Origin of the sequence: Streptomyces cahuitamycinicus, assembly GCF_002891435.1 — a bacterium.
Lineage (GTDB): Bacteria > Actinomycetota > Actinomycetes > Streptomycetales > Streptomycetaceae > Streptomyces > Streptomyces cahuitamycinicus.
The window spans coordinates 1-7,466 of record NZ_POUC01000394.1 but is presented as its reverse complement, the minus strand read 5'-3'; the positions used below and the strand labels follow the sequence as shown (position 1 = coordinate 7,466).

The window sequence follows — 7,466 nt, the reverse complement described above, 5'->3', positions numbered from 1 at the left end:
GCCTTAGCCGCACGCCCGGCCCGGGCATCGACACCGGCACCGGCACCGGCACCCGCAGTCGCAGCACCGCTGCCGGCCCCCGCCCCGCCCCGCGCGGCCTCGACACCGCCGACGGCCTTCGCGGCCCGCACATCGGCGTCATCCGTCGCCGAGCCGGAGACGGCCCCGCCGGAGACCGCCCCGCCGTCGACGGCCCGCACACCCGCCTCAGCCTCGGCCTCGGCCGTCGTACCCCGGGTATCGGGCGGCGCCGCGGCCCGCGCGGCATCCGACCCCGTGCCGGACGCCGTCGCCGACGCGCTGCCTGCGGCCATAGCTCCGCGTACCCGCGCCGCACCCCCCGCGGCGTCACCGGGCGGGCCGGAGGGTGCGACGGCCTCAGCGCGCCCGGCCCCCCCGGCGGCCGTGTCCAACTCGGCCGTGGAGGTCGACTCCGACCACCGCTCGCCCCTGGCCCCCGCGTCCATCGCCTCGTTGGCCAGCCGGTCCGCGTGCTTGTTCTGCGCCCTCGGCATCCACTCGTACGTGACCTGCCCGGGTGGGAAGACCCGAGCCGCCTGCGCCGCCAGTGGCTTCATGTCGGGGTGCTTGATCTTCCAGCGGCCCGACATCTGCTCGATGACGAGCTTGGAGTCCATCCGGACGTGGACCGTCGCGGCCGGGTCCAGTTCCCGGGCGGCGAGCAGGCCGGCGAGGAGACCGCGGTACTCGGCGACGTTGTTCGTGGCGACGCCGATGTACTCGGCGGTCTCCCGCAGGGTCTCCCCCGTCGCCGCGTCGCTGACCACGGCCCCGTAGCCGGCGGGCCCCGGGTTGCCCCGTGAGCCGCCGTCTGCCTCGACGATGAACTCCCGCACCGGAAGGGCTCCCTGAAGGCCTAGAGACCGGACTCGGACGTACGGACCAGGATGCGGCGGCAGTTCTCGCAGCGGATCACCGTGTCGGGCGCGGCCTTGCGGATCTCGGCCAGCTCGGTGATGGCGAGCTCCTGCCGGCAGCCCTGGCAGCTGCGCGCGTACAGCTTCGCCGCGCCGACGCCGCCCTGCTGCCCGCGCAGCTTGTCGTAGAGCTTCAGCAGGTCGGCGGGGATCGAACCGGCGATGACCTCGCGCTCCTTGGTGGCCGTGGCGATCTCGCCGTCGATCTGCTCGAAGGCGGCGTCGCGGCGCGTGGTGGCGTCGTCGATCTTCGACTGGACGGAGGTGACGCGCTCGGTCAGCTCGGCGACCCGCTCCTGCGCGGATTCGCGGCGCTCCATGACCTCCAGCACCACGTCCTCCAGATCACCCTGCCGCTTGGCGAGGGAGGTGATCTCGCGCTGGAGGTTCTCCAGGTCCTTGGGGGAGGTGACGGCACCCGAGTCGAGGCGCTGCTGGTCGCGGGCGGCGCGCTGACGCACCTGGTCCACGTCCTGCTCGGCCTTGATCTGCTCGCGGGCGGTGTCGCTCTCCTCGGTCTGCGCGGCCACGAGCAGGTCGCGCAGCTGGGTGTGGTCCTTGGTCAGCGACTCGATCTCCGCGTGCTCGGGCAGCGACTTGCGCTTGTGCGCGAGCTGCTGGAGGCGGACGTCGAGGTCCTGGACGTCGAGGAGTCGGATCTGGTCGGCGGGCGCGGCGTTCAGTTCGGGGCTCCAAGGGGGTCGGAAGTGGCAGAGGCCGCGTGCGCGGTCCAGGGGTCGGTGACCGTCTTCGAGACGTGGACGCGCAGGTCCCATCCGTGCCGGTCTGAGATCTCGTCGAGCTGGCTCGCGGCCAGCTCGCACCAGGGCCACTCGGTGGCCCAGTGCGCCGCGTCGAGCAGCGCGAGGGGGCTGTGGGCGCGGGCCTCCGACACGGGGTGGTGGCGCAGGTCCGCGGTGAGGAAGGCGTCGACGCCGGCCGCGCGCACGTGGTCGAAGAGGCTGTCGCCGGAGCCGCCGCTGACGGCCACCGTGCGGACGAGCGCCTCGGGGTCGCCGGCGACGCGGATGCCCTGCGCGGTGGCGGGCAGCCGCTCGGCGGCGCGAGCGGCGAACTCGCGGACGGTCATCGGGTGGTCGAGGGCGCAGAGGCGGCCCAGGCCCCGGCGGCCCTCGGGGTCGGTGGGGTCCGGGACGAGCGGCCCGGTGACCCTGAGGTCCAGGGCCCCCGCGAGGGCGTCGGAGACACCCGGGTCGGCGGTGTCGGCGTTGGTGTGGGCGACGTGCAGCGCGATGTCGTTCTTGATGAGGGTGTGGACGACACGGCCCTTGAAGTGCGTCGCCGCGACCGTCGTCGTGCCGCGCAGGTAGAGCGGGTGGTGGGTGACGAGCAGGTCGGCGCCCAGCTTCACCGCCTCGTCGACGATCTCCTGGACCGGGTCGACGGCGAACAGGACGCGCGTGACCTGCTGGTCCGGGTCGCCCGCGACGGTGCCGACCGCGTCCCAGGACTCGGCCCGCTCGGCGGGCCACAGGCTCTCCAGCGCGGCGATGACTTCAGACAGACGGGGCACGGGAGCAAGGCTACCCGCCTGATCTGTGGCGTTGTACCGCCACCGCCCGCTCCCGGCCCCCTGGCCCCGCTCAGCACAATCGCCCCCTTTTCCTCAGGCGAATCGTTCCTGGAACACACGTATGTGTGAAGTCTGCCGCCAGGGAATTCCCCGCCTGTGGCGCGAAACCTACGTTCGTCACTGGAGGTGACCGAACGATGACGGCCTGTGCGATCGAGCCTTCGGCGGGACACGAGGACGCGGACGAGGACGAGGACGGGTCCCGGCCGCCAGGCTGCACGCTCACCGCGGACGGCGCCTACGGCGCGCGTCTCGCGTCGGCCGGCGACTCCTGGTTCCCGGAGCGCTGGACCCTGGACGGCCATGAGCCGTACGCGGTGCCCCTGCCGCGCAACCAGCCGGAGGAGCCCGGGACGGAGGTGCAGCCGATGGGCGACGGCCGGGTCCTCATCCACCGGGTGGTGGCGGGGCGGCATGCCTTCGCGCTGCTGTACCCGACCGGGCCCGGCACCGGTGAGCTGCCCCTGGGCGCGGTCGAGTGCCGGGACGAGACGGCCCGGCTGCGGCTGCTGCCGCCCGCCCCGGGCGGCGAGCGGGCCTACGCCCTCGCCGTCGGGCCGCGCACGACGTCGGTGTGGCTGGTGGCGGGCGGCGCCTTCGGCCCCGAGCGGCTGGCCGAGCTGCCCGGCCGCTGCTCGGGCGGGGTCTGGCTGGACCGGACGGCACGGCTGCTGGCGCTGGACCGGGAGACCGGCGGCCGTGTCAAGACCGTCGTGGTGGACCTGGAGCGCGGCGAGGTGTCGCCGCTGCTGCAGATCGCCGCCGAGAGCGACGACCGGTTGCTGCTCGCCGACCACGACAGCGGGCTGCTGATCGTCCGCTCGGACGCGCCCTCGCCGGGACGGGGCCGGCTGGGCTGGGGTGTCCTCGGCAGCACGCTGCCGGTGCGCTTCCCGGGGTGTCTGCGGGTGCGGGACTGCTCCGTGACACCGTTCGCGATCCAGCCGGGGCAGGTGCTGACGCCGGAGAGCTGCGCGGTGGCGCTGCGGGTGGACGGGCCGAGGGGCAGCTGGGTCGGGGTCTGGCGGCCCGCCGAGCGGCGGGTGCACCATCTCCGGGCGCCCGAGGGGTGGCTGGCGGGCACGGGCCTGTGGACGCCGGAGGGGGTGCTGCGGCTGCCGTACGCGACGGAGGCCGTGCCGTGCGGTGTGGCGTGGGTGAGTCCGCCCGGGGCGGTGTCGCCGGAGCCGGACCCGGCACCCCCGGTTCCGGAACCCCCCGGGCACCCCAGACACCCGGAGCACCCGGAGCACCCGGAGCACCCGGAGCACCCGGAGGAGTACGAACCACCAGTCTCACCAGCGCAGTCCGCCCCGCCTCCGACCCCTTCGCCACCACGCCCTGTGCCGCTTCAGGAGGCGCCGTTGGGACGCCTTGTAACGAACTAGTGCCGGTTGGCGTGGCCGCCTGGATCCGTGGTCAGGGGTGCCGGTTAGACTCACCCGGCTGTAAAAAAGATCATGTTGACGGGGTGAATTCCACCGATGAACGACGCCAGCACGACCCAGCCGCGTACTGCCCCCAGGGACTCCGACGAGTTCCGTCCAGGGGGGGCCTCCACCGTCCCGCAGACCTCCTCCTCCGGCCCCGGCCGGCACCGTGGTGAGGTCTCCACGCAGGACGGCGAGACGGCTCCGCGCGGGCGCCACCGCAAGCCGGTGGCGGAGACCGAGCAGGCCGTGACCGCGGCCTGACGGCACGCCGGTCACCAGACGGCGAACGGCCCTTCCCGCCACGAGCGGGGAGGGCCGTTCCATGTCACCGACCGTCATTCACCCGCGTCTCAGCCCCAGCACCTCCGCCGCCGCGAACGTCTCCCCCACGGGCCGGTCCGCGTAGTACGGCCCGAGGACGGCTTCCAGCTCGTCGTACGTGAAGGTGTCCTGCTTGCTGTCGAACCTGGCGGCGACCCGCGGCCGTTCGACGACGGCGACCATCCCGCCGTGCACCACGAGGAGCTGCCCGTTGACGTGGGCGGCGGCGGGCGAGGCCAGATAGCCGACCAGCGGGGCGACATGCTCGGGGGCGAGCGGGTCGAGGCCCGTGCCGGAGGGCTGCTCGACGCCCGCGAAGACGTCCTCGGTCATGCGGGTGCGGGCGCGGGGGCAGATGGCGTTGGTCGTGACGCCGTACTTGCCGAGGGCGAGGGCGGTGGAGGTGGTGAGACCCACGATGCCGCCCTTGGCCGCCGCGTAGTTGGGCTGCCCGGCGGAACCGGCGAGGAACGCCTCCGAGGAGGTGTTCACGATCCGTCCGAACACCGGCTCCCCGGCCCGCTTGGAGCGCTCCCGCCAGTGCGCGGCGGCGAACCGGGTGGTGTTGAAGTGACCTTTGAGATGCACGCGGAGGACGGAGTCCCACTCGTCCTCGGTCATCGAGAAGACCATGCGGTCGCGCAGGATGCCCGCGTTGTTGACGAGGATGTCGAGCGTGCCGAACGCGGCGACGGCCGACTCGACGAGCGTGCGCGCCTGGTCGAAGTCGGAGACGTCGCCGGTGTGCGCGAGGGCGGTGCCGCCCGCCGCACGGATCTCGGCGGCGACCTCCTCGGCGGGTCCCGCGGAGGCCTCGCCCCTCCCGTCGCGGCCGGGCTGCCCGTAGTCGTTGACGACCACGGCGGCACCGAGCCGGGCGAGTTCCAGCGCCTCGGCCCGGCCGAGCCCGCGGCCCGCGCCGGTGACGATCGCGGACAGTCCCTGGAGCGGCAGCGGCGGCATGGGTCACGTCCTCACATCTCGATGCACGTACGCAGGGCGGTCCCGGTCCGCATCTGGTCGAGGGCCTCGTTGATGCCGGCGAAGGGGACCCGGTGGGTGATCAGGCCGGCCAGGTCGATCCGGCCCGCGCGCCACAGGGCGATGGTGCGTTCGTAGGAGCGCAGCACGTCACCGCCGCCGTACATGGAGGGCAGGATCCGTTTCTCGTCGAAGAAGAGCTCGAACATGTTGAGCTGGAGGAAGTCGTCCATGGCGCCCGCGCCGACCACGACGAGGGTGCCGCCGCGCCGGGTGTTGTCGTACGCGGTGCGTGCCGTGGCGGACTTGCCGACGACCTCGAAGACGTAGTCGAAGCCCTCGCCCGCGGTGATCTGCTGTTTGGCGTCGGCGAGTTCGTCGGGCGCGACGGCCCGGGTGGCGCCGAAGCGGACGGCCGCCTCACGCCGGGAGACGACCGGGTCCACGGCGACGATCTCCGCGGCGCCCTGGAGCCGGGCGCCCTGGATCACGGAGATGCCGACGCCCCCGCAGCCGATGACGGCCACCGACGAACCGGCCTGAAGGCCCGCCGTGTTGAGCGCGGCGCCGAGTCCTGTCGTCACCCCGCAGCCGATGAGGGCGGCGATGTCGAAGGGCACGTCGTCGGGTATCGGCACCGCGCAGCCGGCGTCGACGACGACCTCCTCGGTGAAGGTGCCGGTGCCGGCGAAGCCGAAGACGTCCCCGCCGGGGCGCTTGAAGTTGGGGGTGCCCGCGTTCATGAACCCGGCCAGGCACAGCTCGGTCTGACCGCGCTTGCAGGCGGGGCAGGAACCGCAGGCGGGCAGCCAGCACACGACGACCCGGTCACCGGCCCGCAGATGGCTCACGCCCTCGCCGACTTCGAGGATCTCCCCCGCCCCCTCGTGCCCGGGGACGAACGGCGCGGGCTGCGGGAGCACCCCGCTCATCGCGGACAGGTCCGAGTGGCACAGCCCCGTGGCGCGCACCCGGATCCTCACCTTGCCGGGCCCGAACCCCACCGCCTCGACGTCGTCGAAGACCTCCAGCTTGTCCTGGCCGATCTCGTGCAGTACGGCTGCGCGCATGGTGCGGGCTCCCCTCGTACGGCGTTCTGGTCTCAGGTGTGTTCGACGACGGTGTCGGCGAGGACGGGCGCGTCGGCTCTCTCGGCCGCGCTGACGGCGACCCGGGTGGATCCGGGTGTGTGCCACATGCGGATCCGCAGCGTCTCCCCCGGGTAGACGACCCCGGCGAACCGGGTGGCGTAGGACCGCACCCGGGTCACGTCCCCGCCGAGCAGCGTGTCGACGACGGCCTTGAGCGTGATGCCGTAGGTGCACAGGCCGTGCAGGATGGGCCGTTCGAATCCGGCGACCTTGGCGAACTCCGGGTCGGCGTGCAGGGGGTTCCAGTCGCCGGAGAGGCGGTAGAGCAGGGCCTGGTCGTCTCGGACCGGCCGCTCCACGGTCCGGTCGGGTTCGCCGGTGGGGGGTTCGAGGCGGGCGGAGGGGCCGCGGTCGCCGCCCCAGCCGCCCTCGCCGCGGATGAAGATCTGGGCGTCGTTGGTCCACAACGGGCCCTCGGTGTCGGCGACTTCGGTGCGCAGCACGAGGACGGCCGCCGTGCCCTTGTCGTACACGGCGGCGATCCGGTGGGTGGCGGTTGCGGTGCCGGTCGCCGGGATGGGGCGGTGGACGAGGAGGCTCTGGCCGCCGTGCAGGACGCGGGCCAGCTCGACCTCGATGCCGGGCATGGAGAGACCACCGGTCACCCCGGGCCTTCCGGCGCCCGCGACGGTGGCGAAGCTCGGCAGGACGTGCAGCCGGGACTCCAGGGTGTAGCGCAGTTCGTCGGGGTCGGTGGCGGGGCTGCCCGCGCCGATGCCGAGGTGGTAGAGCTGCACGTCCTTGTGGTCCCAGGAGAGCTCGACGGTCCGGGGTCCGGCGGCGAGCGCCTTGGCTGCGTCGATGGGCATGGGGCTCCTGATCGCCGGAGGAATGACCTCGGTACGGCCGTCCGCACCGTCGGCCGCACCGAGGCCGTCTGGGGCCGGGCCGGGACGCGAACTGAAACGCGTTCCAGTCCCGCGCCCTCTGTATAGCCGAGGCCCCGGCACTTGTGAAGGCTCCTGACGCTGTGTCAGATCGGCGTGGCGGTGGTGTACGGGTCGGGTCGGGACCGGGTCGGGATGCACCAGGCGCTGGAAGACCGGTC

At 73.4% G+C, this 7,466-nt stretch carries 8 protein-coding genes; 2 read left to right on the top strand and 6 right to left on the bottom strand.

Annotation, left to right across the window (positions count from 1 at the left end; all coding sequences use genetic code 11):
• From C1J00_RS47265 to C1J00_RS34390, 3 genes are all read right to left on the bottom strand, one after another.
• A partial coding sequence (locus C1J00_RS47265) for a reverse transcriptase-like protein (RefSeq protein ID WP_245936611.1) occupies positions 1-857 on the bottom strand: 857 nt, incomplete at its 3' end.
• Between the two features lie 20 nt (positions 858-877).
• Entirely contained in the window at positions 878-1,621 is a 744-nt protein-coding gene (locus tag C1J00_RS34395) for a zinc ribbon domain-containing protein (RefSeq protein WP_102912882.1), read from the bottom strand.
• Positions 1,618-2,472, bottom strand: a complete 855-nt coding sequence (locus C1J00_RS34390) for a Nif3-like dinuclear metal center hexameric protein (protein WP_102912881.1) — start codon at positions 2,470-2,472, stop codon at positions 1,618-1,620. Before C1J00_RS34390 ends, C1J00_RS34395 begins: the two co-directional genes overlap by 4 nt.
• Positions 2,473-2,669: 197 nt before the next feature.
• On the opposite strand from C1J00_RS34390, the gene C1J00_RS34385 reads away from it, so the two are divergent.
• Together C1J00_RS34385 and C1J00_RS34380 are read left to right on the top strand one after the other, a co-directional pair.
• The gene (locus C1J00_RS34385) at positions 2,670-3,920 is read left to right on the top strand and encodes a hypothetical protein (protein ID WP_102912880.1); all 1,251 of its coding nucleotides are present in this window, start codon (positions 2,670-2,672) and stop codon (positions 3,918-3,920) included.
• Positions 3,921-4,016: 96 nt separating this feature from the next.
• A complete protein-coding gene (locus C1J00_RS34380) occupies positions 4,017-4,226 on the top strand; it encodes a hypothetical protein (RefSeq protein WP_102912879.1) in 210 nt (69 codons plus the stop codon).
• A gap of 78 nt (positions 4,227-4,304) precedes the next feature.
• Here the strand turns inward: C1J00_RS34380 and C1J00_RS34375 are convergent, their stop codons facing one another.
• The 3 genes from C1J00_RS34375 to chsH3 are packed head-to-tail and all read right to left on the bottom strand — an operon-like array spanning position 4,305 to position 7,227.
• Positions 4,305-5,249, bottom strand: coding sequence for a 3-oxoacyl-ACP reductase (locus tag C1J00_RS34375; RefSeq protein ID WP_102912878.1), 945 nt, complete (start codon positions 5,247-5,249; stop codon positions 4,305-4,307).
• A gap of 11 nt (positions 5,250-5,260) precedes the next feature.
• On the bottom strand, positions 5,261-6,337 hold the full coding sequence (locus C1J00_RS34370) for a Zn-dependent alcohol dehydrogenase (RefSeq protein WP_102912877.1): 1,077 nt from the start codon (positions 6,335-6,337) through the stop codon (positions 5,261-5,263).
• Positions 6,338-6,369: 32 nt separating this feature from the next.
• Entirely contained in the window at positions 6,370-7,227 is an 858-nt protein-coding gene (gene chsH3 / locus C1J00_RS34365; protein WP_102912876.1) for an enoyl-CoA hydratase ChsH3, read from the bottom strand.
• Positions 7,228-7,466 lie beyond the last annotated feature (239 nt).

Coding starts and splice junctions, on each gene's coding strand:
- C1J00_RS34385 (WP_102912880.1), top strand. CDS start 2,670: ATGACGGCCTGTGCGATCGAGCCTTCGGCGGGACACGAGGACGCGGAC.
- C1J00_RS34380 (WP_102912879.1), top strand. CDS start 4,017: ATGAACGACGCCAGCACGACCCAGCCGCGTACTGCCCCCAGGGACTCC.
- C1J00_RS34375 (WP_102912878.1), bottom strand. CDS start 5,249: ATGCCGCCGCTGCCGCTCCAGGGACTGTCCGCGATCGTCACCGGCGCG.
- C1J00_RS34370 (WP_102912877.1), bottom strand. CDS start 6,337: ATGCGCGCAGCCGTACTGCACGAGATCGGCCAGGACAAGCTGGAGGTC.
- chsH3 (WP_102912876.1), bottom strand. CDS start 7,227: ATGCCCATCGACGCAGCCAAGGCGCTCGCCGCCGGACCCCGGACCGTC.